This is a genomic window from Thiohalobacter thiocyanaticus (assembly GCF_002356355.1).
GTDB classification, from domain to species: Bacteria; Pseudomonadota; Gammaproteobacteria; order Thiohalobacterales; family Thiohalobacteraceae; genus Thiohalobacter; species Thiohalobacter thiocyanaticus_A.
Genome location: NZ_AP018052.1, coordinates 1,840,477 through 1,854,863 on the forward strand (window position 1 = coordinate 1,840,477; position 14,387 = coordinate 1,854,863).

10 protein-coding genes are annotated in these 14,387 nt (G+C 64.3%); 9 read left to right on the forward strand and 1 reads right to left on the reverse strand.

The features are described 5' to 3' along the window. Window positions 1-107: 107 nt before the first annotated feature. Window positions 108-1,205: an efflux RND transporter periplasmic adaptor subunit gene (locus tag CFK21_RS08500; RefSeq protein ID WP_096366253.1), complete on the forward strand. Its 1,098-nt coding sequence runs from the start codon at window positions 108-110 to the stop codon at window positions 1,203-1,205. Beyond that, complete coding sequence (locus CFK21_RS08505; RefSeq protein ID WP_096366254.1) at window positions 1,202-4,300, forward strand: efflux RND transporter permease subunit; 3,099 nt, start codon at window positions 1,202-1,204, stop codon at window positions 4,298-4,300. Before CFK21_RS08500 ends, CFK21_RS08505 begins: the two co-directional genes overlap by 4 nt. A 164-nt stretch (window positions 4,301-4,464) precedes the next feature. Here CFK21_RS08505 and CFK21_RS08510 read toward each other — a convergent pair whose 3' ends face one another. Further along, window positions 4,465-5,052 carry an AP2 domain-containing protein gene (locus tag CFK21_RS08510; protein ID WP_096366255.1) on the reverse strand — a complete coding sequence of 196 codons (588 nt, stop codon included), beginning with the start codon at window positions 5,050-5,052 and terminating at the stop codon, window positions 4,465-4,467. A gap of 611 nt (window positions 5,053-5,663) precedes the next feature. Here CFK21_RS08510 and rimP point away from each other — a divergent pair. From rimP to pnp, 7 genes are all read left to right on the forward strand, one after another. Next, window positions 5,664-6,128, forward strand: coding sequence for a ribosome maturation factor RimP (rimP, locus tag CFK21_RS08515; protein WP_096366256.1), 465 nt, complete (start codon window positions 5,664-5,666; stop codon window positions 6,126-6,128). Between the two features lie 38 nt (window positions 6,129-6,166). Continuing rightward, window positions 6,167-7,672: a transcription termination factor NusA gene (gene nusA / locus CFK21_RS08520; RefSeq protein WP_096366257.1), complete on the forward strand. Its 1,506-nt coding sequence runs from the start codon at window positions 6,167-6,169 to the stop codon at window positions 7,670-7,672. 113 nt (window positions 7,673-7,785) lie between these two features. Beyond that, complete coding sequence (gene infB / locus CFK21_RS08525) at window positions 7,786-10,323, forward strand: translation initiation factor IF-2 (protein WP_096366258.1); 2,538 nt, start codon at window positions 7,786-7,788, stop codon at window positions 10,321-10,323. A 37-nt stretch (window positions 10,324-10,360) separates the two neighbouring features. After that, on the forward strand, window positions 10,361-10,732 hold the full coding sequence (rbfA, locus tag CFK21_RS08530; protein WP_096366259.1) for a 30S ribosome-binding factor RbfA: 372 nt from the start codon (window positions 10,361-10,363) through the stop codon (window positions 10,730-10,732). A 163-nt stretch (window positions 10,733-10,895) separates the two neighbouring features. Then, window positions 10,896-11,813 carry a tRNA pseudouridine(55) synthase TruB gene (truB, locus tag CFK21_RS08535; RefSeq protein WP_096366260.1) on the forward strand — a complete coding sequence of 306 codons (918 nt, stop codon included), beginning with the start codon at window positions 10,896-10,898 and terminating at the stop codon, window positions 11,811-11,813. 114 nt (window positions 11,814-11,927) lie between these two features. After that, window positions 11,928-12,200: a 30S ribosomal protein S15 gene (rpsO, locus tag CFK21_RS08540; RefSeq protein ID WP_096366261.1), complete on the forward strand. Its 273-nt coding sequence runs from the start codon at window positions 11,928-11,930 to the stop codon at window positions 12,198-12,200. Between the two features lie 58 nt (window positions 12,201-12,258). Then, window positions 12,259-14,346, forward strand: coding sequence for a polyribonucleotide nucleotidyltransferase (gene pnp, locus CFK21_RS08545; RefSeq protein ID WP_096366262.1), 2,088 nt, complete (start codon window positions 12,259-12,261; stop codon window positions 14,344-14,346). The last annotated feature ends 41 nt before the right edge of the window (window positions 14,347-14,387 follow it).

Here is a 14,387-nt window from a genome sequence, read left to right on the forward strand (position 1 = left end):
AATTTTTACAGATTTGGACTGGACCGTCCAGTCCAAGTCGTCCAGAATACGCGTTCATGCGTGGCCGCCCCGGCCGCCGCGCCCTGTAATGGAAATGAGGTGATGCCGTGATCAAGCGACTGATCATCGTCCTGCTGTTGCTGGCCGTCCTGTTCGGCGGCATCTTCGGCTGGAAATACCTGCAGATGCAGAAAATGATCGAGCAGGCGACCCAGCCGCCGCCGCCGGCGACCGTGGCCGCCGCCGAGGTCGAGCGTCAGCGCTGGCAGCCGAAGTTGCAGGCCGTGGGCAGCCTGACGGCATCCCAGGGCATCGACCTGACCCTGGAGCTTGCCGGCGTGGTGGAGTCGCTGGGGTTCGATTCGGGCCAGGCGGCCGTGGCCGACCAGGTCCTGCTGCAACTCGATGCCAGCGTGGACCGCGCTGTGCTCGAGGGGCTGGTGGCACAGCGCAAACTGGCGCAACTGCAGTTCGAGCGCAACCAGCGACTGCGGCGCGAGAACAGCGTCTCCCAGTCCGACCTGGACGCGGCCCGCGCCAGCCTGGACGAGGCCACCGCCGCGGTTGCCGCCCAGCGGGCGCGGCTGGACAAGATGACCCTGCGCGCGCCCTTTGCCGGCCGCCTGGGTATCCGCCGGATCGACCCGGGCCAGTACCTCACCCCCGGAGATCCGGTGGTGAGTCTGCAGGCGCTGGATCCGGTCTACGCCGATTTCAGTCTGCCGGAACGCTACCTGGACGATCTCGAACCCGGCCAGACCGTGACCCTCTCGGTGCAGGCCTATCCCGACGCGACCTTCGAGGGCACACTCAGCGCGCTCGAGTCGCGCATCGATCAGGGTTCGCGCCAGATCCGGGTACGCGCCACCCTGCCCAATCCCGATCAGCGCCTGCGTCCCGGCATGTTCGCCGAGGTGGAGGTCTGGCTGCCCGAGATCGAGGAGGTCCTGACCCTGCCGCGCCAGGCCGTGGTCTACAACCCCTACGGCAGCAGCGTGTTTCTGATCCAGGAACAGGAGGACGGCAGCCTGACCGTCCAGACCCGCCAGGTGCAGACCGGCGAGGTGCGCGACGGCCGCATCAGCATCACCCGCGGTCTGGAAGCCGGTGACCGGGTGGTCAGCGCCGGCCAGGTCAAACTGCGCAACGGCCAGGCCGTGACCATCGACAATTCGGCCGAAATGACCGGTGAGTTCGGTAAATGAAGCGCTTCACCGATATCTTCGTCCATCGTCCGGTGCTGGCCAGCGTGGTCAGCCTGCTGATCCTGGTCATCGGCCTGCGCTCACTCGGGCTGCTCGAGGTACGCCAGTATCCCGAGACCGAGAACACCGTGGTCACCGTGACCACCACCTATCCCGGTGCGAGTTCCGAACTGGTCAAGGGCTTCATCACCACCCCGCTGCAGCAGGCCATTGCCGAGGCCAACGGCATTGACTATCTGTTCGCCCGCAGTACCCAGGGGAGTTCGGTGATCGAGGCCCACATGGAGCTGAACTACGACGCCAACGCCGCTGTGGCCGAGATCCAGGCCAAGGTGGCCAGCCAGCGCAATGTGCTCCCGGCCGAGGCCGAGGATCCGGTGATCGACTCCACCACCGGCGACACCACCGCGCTGATGTACATGGCCTACTACAGCGAAGAGATGTCACCCTCGCAGATCACCGACTATCTGCTGCGGGTGGTGCAGCCCAAGCTGCAGGCGCTGCCGGGCGTGGCCAAGGCGGAACTGCTCGGCAACAAGATATTCGCCATGCGCATCTGGCTGGATCCGCAGCGCATGGCCGCGCTCGGGGTTTCGGCCCGGACGGTCGCCGAGGTGCTGCGCGAGAACAACTACCTGGCGGCGGTCGGTCAGTCCAAGGGCGCCTATGTGGCCATCGATCTGGGCGCCAACACCGACATCAGCCGGGCGCAGGACTTCCGCGATCTGGTGGTGCGTTCCGAGGACGGCAGCCTGGTGCGGCTGGGCGACATCGCCGTCCCCGAACTGGGTGCCGAGGACTACGATTCGACCAACTGGTACAAGGGCAAGCCGGCCATCTTCATCGGCATCGAACAGGCGCCCGGGGCCAACCCGCTGGATGTGGCCCGCCTGGTGCGTGATGTCATGCCGGAGATCCGCAGTCAGATGCCCGAGGGCCTGCAGGCCCACATCCCCTACGATGCCAGTGTCTTCATCGAGGATTCCATCAACGAGGTGTTCAAGACCATCGGCGAGGCGGTGCTGATCGTACTGGTGGTCATCTACCTGACCCTGGGCTCGATCCGGGCGGCCATCGTCCCGGCCATCGCCGTGCCACTGTCGCTGATCGGCGCCGGCATCATCATGCTGATGCTGGGCTTTTCGGTGAACCTGCTGACCCTGCTGGCGCTGGTGCTGGCCATCGGCCTGGTGGTCGACGATGCCATCATCGTGGTGGAGAACGTGCACCGCCACATCGAGGAGGGGTCGGGTCGGATCGAAGCCGCACTCAAGGGGGCGCGCGAGCTGGCCCTGCCCATCATCGCCATGACCACCACCCTGGTGGCGGTGTACGCACCGATCGGCTTCATGGGCGGACTGGTGGGCACCCTGTTCACCGAGTTCGCCTTCGCCCTGGCCGGGGCGGTGCTCATTTCCGGCGTGGTCGCGTTGACGCTCTCGCCCATGGTCTCCTCGCGTGTGCTCAAGCCCCACGGCCAGTCCGGGCGCTTCGAACAGCGCGTGGAGCGCTTCTTTAACTGGCTGGCCGACAGCTACCAGCGCAGCCTGCACGGTGCGCTGAGTTATCTGCCGGTGGTGCTGACCTTCGCCGGCGTGATCCTGGCGAGCATCTATTTCATGTTCGTCACCACGCCCAACGAACTGGCGCCCACCGAGGACCAGAGCATCCTGTTCTTCCAGGCCCGTGCCCCCCAGACCGCCACGCTGGAGTACAACGAGATCTACACCCGCCAGATCCTGGAGGCCTTCGAGTCCGTTCCGGAGTATCACGAGAGCTTCCTGATCCTCGGCTTCGGGCGCGATGCCAGCACCGTGTTCGGCGGCTTCAAGATGGAACCCCCGACCCGGCGCGAGCGCTCGCAGATGCAGGTCCAGCCGGAGGTGCAGGGCAAGCTGGCGGGCATCGCCGGGTTCCAGACCGCGGTCTTCCCGCGGCCCAGCCTGCCCGGCTCGGGCGGCGGCCTGCCGGTGCAGTTCGTCATCACCACCGATGCCGGCTACGAGCAGCTGGACCAGGTGGCCGATACGCTGATCGGCCGGGCCATGCAATCGGGCGATTTCATCTTCCTGCAGAAGACGGTGGAGTTCAGCCGGCCACGCGTCAACCTGGTCATCGACCGCGACCGGGCGGCGGACCTGGGCATCCGCATGCAGGACATCGCCGCCAATCTCGGCTCCATGCTCGGCGGCGGCTATGTCAATCGCTTCAATCTGGAGGGGCGCAGCTACAAGGTCATCCCCCAGGTGGCGCGCGAGTTCCGCCTCGAGCCGGAGGACCTAAAGCAGTACTACATACCCACGGCCTCCGGCGACATGGTGCCGCTGGCCTCCTTTGCCAGCCTGAGCGAGCAGGTCGAGCCCAGTCAGCGCACCCAGCACCAGCAGCTCAATGCCGTGACCGTGCAGGGCGTGATGGCCGGCGGCGTGACCCTGGGCGATGCGCTGAACCGTCTCGAGACCATCGCCGCCGAGGAATTCCCGCGCAACTTCGGCTGGGACTACACCGGCATGTCGCGCCAGTTCACCCAGCAGGGCAGCGCGCTGATCCTGACCTTCTTCATGTCCATCCTGGTGATCTACCTGGTGTTGGCCGCCCAGTTCGAGAGCTGGCGTGATCCGGTGATCATCCTGGTGTCGGTGCCCATGTCCATTGCCGGCGCCCTGATCTTCATGACTCTGGGTGTGGGCGGGGCGACGGTGAACATCTACACCCAGGTGGGTCTGATTACCCTGATCGGCCTGATCGCCAAGAACGGCATCCTGATCGTGGAATTTGCCAACCAGCTGCAGATCCGCGACAAGCTGTCGCGGCGCGCGGCGGTGGAGCAGGCCGCCGCCATCCGCCTGCGGCCCATCATCATGACCACCCTGGCCATGGTCATGGCCATGCTGCCGCTGCTGTTCGCCACCGGTCCCGGTGCGGTCAGCCGCCTGCACATCGGCCTGGTGATCGCCACCGGCCTGGGCATCGGCACCCTGTTCACCCTGTACGTGGTGCCGGCGGTCTACCTGCTGCTGGCGCGCGACCACCAGGCCGCGGCGAAAAAGGAGGCCGCCGAGACGTTGCCGGATGAGCAGACGCAGGAATCGTAGGATGGGTGGAGCGACGCGCAACCCATCGCAGTGCGGTTGAAATTGATGGGTTGCGGCGCAGGCGCCTCCACCCATCCTACGCTTGAAAACAGCCAAAACCGCTCCACAAAAAAACGGCCCGTCGAATGACGGGCCGTTTTTTATCACGGGATGTCAGAACGCGCTCAACGCCCGTCCCACCACTGGTCCCATTTGGGGCTGATCAGACTGCGCCATTTCGGACCCAGGCGCTCCTTCAGGTGCGCCGCCATCGCCTTGCGATCGGGGGCGCTCGGCAGGCGCTTGACGTCCTGGCCGGTTTCCTCGAACCGCTTCCTGACCAGGGTGCGGAAGGCTGTCTTGTAACCGTGCTTGGCGATCGACAGGCTGCGGGTCTTGAGGCCGGTGTCCTTGCGGTACCACTGGGCCTTCCAGGTCGCATGGTAGTAACCGTCCTTCTCGTGCAGCTGCAGACCTACACCCACAACGCCGGTGAAGTTGCGCGGATCGGTTTCGCGATAGTTGGCATAGGGCCCGGCCGCGCGCAGCTTGCGCGGAATCACGTTGTACTTGCGCACCAGCTGGTTGCGGTAGCGGATGGCGGCCTTTTTGGCCTTGTCGAACGAGCCATACTGGGCCAGGGAAAAGAACGCCGGTTCGAGCAGCTCACCATTCTTGACGATGCGTACCCAGACACCCTTGGAGTTGTGGTAGTCGGCGATGGTGAGGTAGGTGTCTCCGAGTTGCTTGATGACGGTATTGATTGAAGGCATGGATTTGTCGGCCTCTTGAATTGATTTGACAACTGCAAAATATTCTTTCTGTCTCCATCCCTGTGCCCCGTGCGCACCCGCATCGGGATCAATTTATTGTTGTTAGAGTGAAAGCGCTCAATTATAACAGGATATGGGTAATGATGTAACTTGCGCTCATGTCATGCGTGTCGCATGCATGGGTGGAGGGATGTGCCGTCGACGCGGCCGCTGTGACCGGACATGTCGCCGCCGTGTCGCCGGGCGTGGGGACGGTGTATCCACGACGCCCCCGCCCGGGGCGGCCGTCAGGATCCATAACGCCATGATTGTATTGGTATAAACCGCACCGGCTGGGGTCGTGCCCGACGCCCGGGCCGGGATGATTATCCTAAGCTGTTGTCTTGCAAGTCATTGCAGAGACTTTTATAATCCGCGTTGGTTGTCGAGCCTGGCAGCCGGGATTGAGGTGAAAGGTGGCCCCGTTCTCGGGGTCTTTTCATATCCGCGCCTGCTATCTTGTATTCAGGAACAGGCCGGCACCTGGAGTGGGCCGTAGGCCCATTTTTTGTTTGCGACAGCGGTGTGCCGGTTGAACGGTGCGGACAGGGCAAGGCGACCACGGCGAAAAGATGCGCAATGATCCGTTCAAGCTGCGGGAACTGCTGGAACCTGCGGTGCGCGCACTGGGTTACGAGCTGGTGGGGATCGAGTATCACCCCAGCGGCAAACACAGCGTGCTGCGTATATATATAGACAGTGAGGCCGGCATTACGCTGGACGACTGCACCGCGGTGAGTCATCAGGTCAGCGGCATCCTCGACGTGGAGGATCCGGTGCCGGGCCAGTACAGCCTGGAGATTTCCTCCCCGGGGCTTGACCGGCCGCTGTTCCAGGCCGCGGACTTTGAGCGCTTCCGGGGCAACAGGGTAAAGCTGCGTACGCGTCTGCCGGTGGGCGGGCAGCGCAAGTTCACCGGCCTGCTGCAGGGACTGCGGCAGGAGGATGTCGTCATCGTCGACGACAAGGGCAATGAAGTGTGCCTACCGCTGGATCAGATCGAGCAGGCACGATTGGTCCCTGAATTTCAGGGGTAATTTTTTCGACTCGGGTAGCCAGTCGGAGACAGGCAGTCATGAGCAAAGACATTTTAATGGTGGTCGACGCCGTCTCGAACGAGAAGGGCGTCGATAAAGAAATCATCTTCCAGGCCATCGAAGCGGCGCTGGCGTCCGCCACGAAGAAGCGTCACGGCGGCGGCATCGATGCGCGCGTGGCAATCGACCGCAGGACGGGGGACTACGAGACCTTCCGCCGCTGGCTGGTCGTCGACGACGAGGATGAGAATTTCGAATCCCCCGACTACCAGGTGCTCTACACCCGCGCGCAGCAGCTGCAGCCGGGCATCGAGGTGGGCGACTATATAGAAGAGCCGATCGAGTCCGAGGAATTCGGCCGCATCGCCGCCCAGACCGCCAAGCAGGTCATCGTGCAGAAGGTGCGCGAGGCCGAGCGGGCGCAGGTGGTGGAGGCCTACGAGGACAAGAAGGGCACGTTGGTCAACGGCACCGTCAAGCGGGTCGAGCGTGGCAATGTCCACCTGGATCTGGGCGAGGGCGTTGAGGCCTTCATCCCGCGCGAGTGGATGATCCCGCGCGAGTCGGTTCGCCCGGGTGACCGCCTGCGCGGCTTCCTGGTCGATGTGCGTTCCGAGCCGCGCGGCCCGCAGCTGTTCGTCAGCCGCGTCGCGCCGCAGTTTCTGATCGAACTGTTCACTATCGAGGTGCCGGAGATCGGCCAGGAACTGATCGAAATCCTGGGCGCGGCGCGCGATCCCGGCCTGCGCGCCAAGATCGCGGTGCGCTCGCTGGATCCGCGCATCGATCCGGTCGGCGCCTGCGTGGGCATGCGCGGCTCGCGCGTGCAGGCCGTGTCCAATGAACTGGCCGGCGAGCGTGTCGACATCATTCTCTGGGACGAGAATCCGGCCCAGTTCGTCATCAACGCCATGTCGCCGGCCGAGGTGGTCTCGATCGTGGTGGACGAGGATACCCACAGCATGGACATCGCGGTGGCCGAGGAGCAGCTCTCGCAGGCCATCGGCCGCGGCGGCCAGAACGTGCGCCTGGCCAGCCAGCTTTCCGGCTGGGAGCTCAACGTGATGACGGTGGAAGACGCCGAGCAGAAGAGCGAGCAGGAGGCCCAGCAGCTGCAGCAGATGTTCATGGAGCAGCTGGACGTCGACGAGGAGATCGCCGCCATCCTGGTGCAGGAAGGCTTTTCCAGCATCGACGAGATCGCCTATGTGCCGGCCTCGGAGCTGGTTCAGGTCGAGGAGTTCGACGAGGAGATCGTCGAGGAGCTGCGCGGGCGTGCCCGTGACGTGCTCCTGACCAAGGCGATCCAGAGCGAGGAGCAGATGCCGGACACCGAGCCGGCTCAGGATCTGCTCGATCTGGAGGGCATGGATCAGGATCTGGCCTACAAGCTGGCGGCCAAGGGTGTGTGCACCCAGGAGGACCTGGCCGAGCTTGCCGTCGACGAGTTGCAGGAAATCGCAGAGGATATGGACGAAGATCGCGCCGGTGCCCTGATCATGGCCGCGCGCGCTCCCTGGTTCGCGGAAGAGCAGCAGGGTTAACCAGGCAATAGAACCGCGCGCAGCGCGCTCTCTGTCCCCCTCTCCCTCAGGGAGAGGGTCGGGGTGAGGGAGCCGGTCATGGCGCCATGACCGTTCGGGAGAAGAGAGAAATTATGTCGGAAGTCACAGTCAAACAATTCGCTGAAGTCGTCGGGATTCCGGTCGACCGCCTGCTCACCCAGCTCGGCAACGCCGGGATCAGTGTGGGTGGCGCGGACGACACCATCTCCGACGACGAGAAGATGGAATTGTTGGCCTATCTGCGCAAGAGCCACGGCAAGCTGGGCAAGCAGGAAGAGTCCGGGCCGAAGAAGATCACGCTCAAGCGCAAGACCCACAGTGAACTGAAGGTCCCCTCGGCCCAGGGTCGCACCACCACGACCAAGACGGTCACGGTCGAAGTGCGCAAGAAGCGCACCTACGTCAAGCGCAGCGACATCCTGGAGGAAGAGGAGAAGCGGCTGCAGGCCGAGGCCGAGGAACGCGCCCGTCAGGAGGCCGAGGAGGCCGCCGCACGCAAGGCCGAGGAAGAACGCAAGGCGAAGGAAGAGGCCGAGCGCCAGGCCCGTGAGGAGGCCGAGCGCAAGCAGGCCGAGGAAGCGGCCGCGCGCGAGGCCGAGGCTCAGCGCATTGTCGAGGAACAGGCGCGCCAGCAGGCCGCCGAGGCCAAGCCGGGGGCCGCGCCGGAAGCCGACAAGGGCAAGGGCAAGAAGCAGCCCAAGCACAAGCGCCATGCCGAGCCGGCCGCGGATGAAGACCGCAAGCAGAGCCGCAAGTACGGCCGCGAGGAATTGCACGTCTCCGCCGACAAGAGCGGCAAGCGGCGCAAGAAATCGCGCCAGAGGTCGGTTTCCCTCAGCAGTTCCGACAAGCACGGCTTCGAGAAGCCGACCGCGCCGATTGTGCGTGAGGTCGGCATCCCCGAGAGCATCACGGTCGCCGAACTGGCGCAGAAGATGTCGGTCAAGGCCGCCGAGCTGATCAAGGTACTCATGAAGATGGGCGTGATGGCGACCATCAACGAGGTGCTTGACCAGGAAACCGCTCAGCTCATCGTCGAGGAAATGGGCCACAAGCCCAAGCTGCTCAGCGAGAACGAGATCGAGGAGGAACTGGTGCAGACCGAGGTCGAGGGCGAACGGGTTTCCCGCGCTCCGGTCGTGACCATCATGGGCCACGTCGATCACGGCAAGACCTCGCTGCTCGACTACATCCGCCGTACCAAGGTGGCTGCGGGCGAGGCCGGCGGGATCACTCAGCACATCGGTGCCTATCACGTCGACACCGACAAGGGCAGCATCTCCTTCCTGGATACACCGGGCCATGCGGCCTTTACCGCCATGCGCGCCCGCGGTGCCCAGATCACGGATATCGTCATCCTGGTGGTGGCTGCCGATGACGGCGTCATGCCGCAGACCGAGGAGGCCATCCAGCACGCCAGGGCCGCCGGCGTGCCGCTGGTGGTGGCGGTGAACAAGATCGACAAGCCCGAGGCCGATCCGGACCGGGTCAAGAACGAACTCGCCCAGCACGAGGTCATTCCCGAGGACTGGGGCGGCGACACCCAGTTCGTCAATGTCTCCGCCCACACCGGCGAGGGCGTCGACCAGCTGCTCGAGGCGGTGCTGCTGCAGGCCGAAGTGATGGAACTCAAGGCGGTCATCGACTGCCCGGCCAATGGCGTGATCATCGAATCCAGCCTTGACCGCGGGCGCGGTCCGGTCGCCACCGTGCTGGTGCGCAACGGCATTCTGCACAAGGGCGACGTGATCCTGAGCGGCAGTGAGTATGGCCGCGTGCGTGCCATGTTCGACGAGAAGGGTGAGCAGATCGAAGAGGCCGGTCCGACCATTCCGGCGCTGGTGCTGGGTTTGTCCGGCACCCCCAACGCCGGCGATGATGTCATGGTGGTCAAGGACGAGCGCAAGGCGCGCGAAGTGGCCAGCTTCCGCCAGGACAAGTCCCGCGACACCCGCCTGGCCCGCCAGAAGCAGGCGCGTCTGGACGAGGTCTTCAATCAGATGAGCGAGGGCGAGGTCAGCGACGTCAACCTGGTGCTCAAGGCCGACGTTCAGGGCAGCCTGGAGGCGCTACGCGATGCCTTGACCAAACTGTCCAACGACGAGGTCCGGGTCAAGGTGGTCTCCGGGGGCGTCGGCGGCATCAACGAGTCCGACGTCAACCTGGCCGCCGCCTCCGGCGCCATCATGATCGGCTTCAATGTCCGTGCCGATGCCGCCGCCCGCAGGCTGGTCGAGGAGCAGGGCGTCGACCTGCACTATTACAGTGTCATCTACGACGCTATCGACGAGGTCAAGAAGGCCATCAGCGGACTGCTTTCGCCCGAGATCCGCGAGGAGATCATCGGCCTGGCCGAGGTCAAGGACGTGTTCCGTTCCTCCAAGTTCGGTGCCATCGCCGGTTCCATGGTGGTCGAGGGTGTGGTCCGGCGCAGCGCGCCCATCCGCGTGCTGCGCGACAACGTGGTCGTCTACGAGGGCGAGCTGGAGTCCCTGCGCCGCCACAAGGACGATGTCAGCGAGGTGCGGGCCGGCACCGAGTGCGGCATCGGCGTGAAGGACTACAATGATGTCAAGCCCGGCGACCAGATCGAGGTCTTCGAGCGTACCGAGGTGAGCCGCACGGTCTGATCCGTCCGCGGCCGCCGCCGGTGCCCGTTGTACGCCTATGCCCAAAGACTATCCACGAACCCGCCGTGTCGGCGAACAGATCCAGCGAGAACTGGCCATGCTCGTGCGCGAGGAGATCAAGGATCCGCGCCTGGGTATGACCACCGTCTCGGCAGTCCATGTGTCGCGCGATTTCAGCCATGCCAAGGTCTACATAACGGTACTGGGTGATGCCGAGGTGCAGCGTCAGTCGCTGGAGGTGCTGCGACGGGCCGCCGGTTTCCTGCGTCGGGAACTGGGCCGGCGCATGCTGACCCGCACCGTTCCCGAACTGCATTTCGTCTATGACGAGTCCATCGAACGCGGCAGCCGCCTGGATGCGCTGATCGAGCAGGCCGTGACCGAGGACAAGGCCCGGCACCGGGACTAGCAGGGCCTGTGGGAAATCGCCACGTAATCCACCAAAGTAGCGTAGGTCGGATCAGCCCGCAGGGCGTAATCCGACGTTGGCCGCAGAAATGTCGGGTTACGCTGTGCTAACCCGACCTACGATCAAGTTTCATGAATCATTCACAGCCGAGGTAGAGACAACGATGGCGCGTCATCGTCCCAAGGGCAGAAACGTCAACGGCATCCTGTTGCTGGACAAGCCCACCGGTATCACATCCAACGAGGCGTTGCAGAGCGTCAAACGACTGTTCAAGGCCCGCAAGGCCGGGCATACCGGCAGCCTGGATCCGCTTGCCAGCGGCCTGCTGCCCATCTGCCTGGGCGAGGCGACCAAGGCCTCAGGCTTTCTGCTGGACGCCGACAAGCACTATCAGGTGCGCTGCAAGCTGGGCGAGAAGACCGCCACCGGCGATGCCGAGGGCGAGGTGACCGAGACCCGGCCGGTCGAGGGCATCGACGCTGCCCGCCTTGAGTCAGTGCTGGCCGGCTTCCGCGGCGAGATCGTCCAGATTCCGCCCATGTACTCGGCCGTCAAGCACCAGGGGCAGCGGCTGTACAAGCTGGCCCGTCAGGGGGTGGAGGTCGAACGTGAACCCCGGCATGTGACCATTCACAAGCTGATCCTCGAATCGATGGATCTGCCTTTCTTCGACCTCGATGTCCACTGCACCAAGGGCACCTATGTGCGCACCCTGGCCGAGGATATCGGTGAGGCGCTCGGCTGCGGCGCCCACGTCGCCGCCCTGAGGCGCCTGGGCGTGGGGCCGTATGACAGCGAAAAAATGGTGACTTTGGAAAAGCTTAAGGAACTGTCTGAAGATGGTTTCGAGGATCTGGACGCGCTCCTGCTACCGATCGAGAGCGCCCTGGCCCAGTGGCCGGATGTCCGGCTCAATGACGATGCCGCCTACTATGTGCGTCAGGGCCAGCCGGTGCAGGTGCCGCATGCCCCCACCAGCGGATGGGTGCGCATGTACCAGAATGGCGACCGCTTCCTCGGCATGGGCCAGATCCTGGATGACGGCCGGGTCGCCCCCCGCCGCTTGATGGGTGCCCGCTGAACTGCCCTCCGGAGTGGGCTAAGTTTCTGCCGCGATTGGAACTTGTGGCCCCTCTGGGGGGAAGTTACAATACGCGGCTTCGATACATCCGTATTTTTGGGAGAGAGTAAACAGATGTCATCACTGTCGGCTGAACAGAAGAGCGAAATCGTCAAGGATTTCCAGCAGGCGCCGGAAGATACCGGTTCGCCCGAGGTGCAGGTTGCGCTGCTGTCCGCGCGCATCACCCACCTGCAGGACCACTTCTCCGCTCACAAGCAGGATCACCATTCCCGCCGCGGTCTGCTGCGCATGGTCAATCAGCGCCGCAAGCTGCTGGATTACCTCAAGCGCAAGGACACCAAGCGTTACCAGGACCTGATCAGTCGTCTGGGTCTGCGTCGCTGACCGTCCACTGGAACAACAGCGCGATACCAGCGAACAACCGCCAAAACAGGATCTGCCCGTGAGTTTAGTCAAAAAGAGCTTTCAGTTCGGTGAGCACAACGTAACCCTGGAGACCGGCGAGATCGCCCGCCAGGCCACCGGGGCCGTGATGGTCAACATGGACGAGACCGTGGTGCTGGTCACCGTGGTCGGCAACAAGAAGGCGATGGAAGGGCGCGACTTCTTCCCGCTGACGGTGGACTACCAGGAACGTACCTATTCGGCGGGCAAGATCCCGGGCGGTTTCTTCCGGCGCGAGGGCAGGCCGAGCGAGAACGAGACTCTGGTATCCCGCCTCATTGACCGCCCGATCCGTCCGCTCTTTCCCAAAGGTTTCACCAACGAAGTCCAGGTCGTCGCCACTGTTCTCTCCCTGAATCCCGAAGTCGACCCGGATATACCTTCCCTGATCGGCACCTCCGCCGCGCTCAGCATCTCCGGTCTGCCCTTCAACGGCCCCATCGGTGCCGCCCGGGTCGGCTACATCGACGGCAACTACGTACTCAACCCGACCCATAGCCAGCTGGAAGAGTCCCAACTCGACCTGGTGGTGGCCGGCACGGCCAATGCCGTGCTGATGGTCGAGTCCGAAGCCAGGGAGTTGTCCGAGGAGACCATGCTCGGGGCGGTCATGTACGGCCACGAACAGTTCCAGGCGGCCATCAACGCCATCAACGAGCTCAAGGCCGAGGCCGGCAAGCCGGTCTGGGAACTGACCGCGGCCGCTACCGATACCGACGTGGCCGATGCCGTGGCCGCCGCCGGCAGGGAGGCGCTGACCGAGGCCTACCAGATCGCCGAGAAAATGGATCGCTACGGCCGTCTGGATGCCGTGCGCGAGGAGATCGTCCAGAAGCTGTGCGGCGAGGGTGCCGATCCGGCCTTCGATGAGGCCGCCGTGCAGTCCGCCATCGAGAAGCTGGAAAAACGCATCGTACGTGATCGCATCCTGGCGGGTGAGAAGCGCATCGACGGCCGCGACACTAAGACTGTACGCCCGATCACCATCCGCACCGGCGTGCTGCCCCGCGTTCACGGCTCGGCCCTGTTCACCCGCGGCGAGACCCAGGCCCTGGTGGTCACTACCCTGGGCACGGCTCGCGACGCCCAGATCATCGACGCCATTCAGGGCGAGCGCCGTGAGCACTTCATGCTGCATTACAATTTTCCGCCTTACTGCGTGGGCGAGACCGGCCGCGTGGGCTCGCCCAAGCGCCGCGAGATCGGCCACGGCCGGCTGGCCAAGCGCGGCGTGGCCGCAGTGATGCCGCCCCAGGAAGGCTTCCCCTACAGCATCCGCGTGGTCTCCGAGATCACCGAATCCAACGGCTCCAGTTCCATGGCCAGCGTGTGCGGCAGCAGCCTGGCGATGATGGACGCCGGGGTGCCGATCAAGGCGCCGGTGGCGGGTGTGGCCATGGGCCTGATCAAGGAAGGTGACAACTATGCCGTGCTGACCGACATCATGGGCGACGAGGATCATCTCGGCGACATGGACTTCAAGGTGGCCGGCACCAGCGATGGCGTGACCGCGCTGCAGATGGACATCAAGATCGACGGCATCACACGCGAGATCATGGAGGTGGCGCTGGAACAGGCCCATCAGGGCCGGCTGCACATCCTGGGCGAGATGAACAAGGTCATCTCCGCGCCGCGCGAGGACATGTCCAAGTTCGCGCCGCGCTACATCACCATGAAGATCAATCCGGACAAGATCCGCGACGTGATCGGCAAGGGCGGTGCCACCATCCGCGCCATCACCGAGGAGACCGGCACCAGCGTCGACATCGACGACAATGGCAACGTGAAGATCGCCTCCATCGATGCCACCGCCGGTGAGGAAGCGCGCAAGCGCATCGAACAGCTGACCGCCGACGTCGAGGTGGGCAAGATCTACGAGGGCAAGGTGGTCAAGCTGATGGACTTCGGCGCATTCGTGACCATCCTGCCCGGCAAGGACGGCCTGGTGCACATCTCCCAGATCTGCGAGGAGCGCGTGCAGAACGTCAGCGACAAGCTGAGTGAGGGCGACGTGGTCAGGGTCAAGGTGCTGGAAGTGGACAAGCAGGGCCGCATCCGCCTGAGCATGAAGGCCGTCAACGAGTAATATAAGCGGGACTGCGTCATTGCGCAGCGCATGACAGCGCC